The organism is Streptococcus pseudopneumoniae, from assembly GCF_038148935.1.
Classification (GTDB): Bacteria; Bacillota; Bacilli; order Lactobacillales; family Streptococcaceae; genus Streptococcus; species Streptococcus pseudopneumoniae_U.
The window spans coordinates 1-1,235 of the sequence record NZ_JBBJZX010000171.1 but is presented as its reverse complement, the minus strand read 5'-3'; the positions used below and the strand labels follow the sequence as shown (position 1 = coordinate 1,235).

General features: G+C 36.7%; 1 protein-coding gene. It reads right to left on the bottom strand.

Annotated elements, in window-relative coordinates:
- Positions 1-89 precede the first annotated feature (89 nt).
- On the bottom strand, positions 90-1,235 hold a 1,146-nt coding region (locus WKI42_RS10405), incomplete at its 5' end, for a site-specific integrase (protein ID WP_368081881.1).

Genomic DNA, 1,235 nt, shown 5'->3' with positions numbered 1-1,235 from the left:
AATAGTACATAGCTTGCTAATCGTTTGAAATCAGTGGGTTTCTAGCGTGTTAAGTAAAAGTGAATACGAAATTGAATACGACACTACTTTTAGCTGGAGCGGATGAAATCCATGAGCTGATTAACGACTTCAACACGTTGATTATCGTTGATGTGGGTATACATATCAAGGGTAGTTTGAACATTATTATGACCTAATCTGTCCGAAATAATTTTGGCTGTAACACCGGCTTCAAATAGGAGAGAAGCGTGTGTATGTCTAAACCCGTGAGGCGAAATTTTTTTAAGATTATTGTGTTTACGAAAGAATCTTAAAAGTTTCACTTTCATAGTTGCAGCTAAAAGCCATCCCCCGCCATTGTTCGTAAAAATATAATTCGAATCATGTTTATAAGGCACACTAGCCTGGAAATATTCTTTTATTTGCTGACGTTTCCAGATTTTCAATACATTTAAAGTTTCATCATCTAAGGTGATAACCCTCGTACTCCTTTTGGTTTTAGGATCCTGAACAGTTTGCTTGTCACCAATTACGACAGCCGTGCGAGAAATGCTTAACCGTTTATTTTCAAAGTCAACATCTGACCACATGAGGCCGATTGCTTCTCCAGTTCTCAATCCAGAAAAAGCGAGCAAGTGGAAAAAAGTGTAGTCTACTGGTTTGCAATTTGCTTTGTAAACTTTAAGGAACTCGGTTAGTTCCTGTTTTGTATAGTAGTTTTCTTTTCCCTTTAATGGCCTATTTTTAGGCTTGATAATCTTATCTAAGGGATTTGACTTAATAATGTCAATAGAAGTGGCATACTTGAAAATACGGCTGATTACAGAGTAGTAATTGGCATAGAGGATATAGCGATTACTTAACTTTATAGCAACTTTCTGACAATAAGCGACACTGATTTCCTGAATCTTCATGTCTGTAAAATACAAGTCAATCATAACATCAAGTTTTTTCTTGACATTCTGATAGGTTGTTGGTTTCACAGTGTTTTTATAGCTTTCAAGCCATAACTCAGCAACTTCAGCAAAAGTAGGGTTCTGGAAATCTTCATTGTTTGAAAAACCGTTCTCTTCAACGTCTAAGAGAAGATCACGTTCGGCAGCCTTTGCCTCTTTAATGGTTTTAAAACCACGGCGTGTTGTGCGTTTTTCTTTTCCAGTAGCAGGGTCTATGCCCAGGTATGTTTGAAAGAGATATCTAGTCTCTCCTTTTTTGGTAACGTATTTTTTTATCAT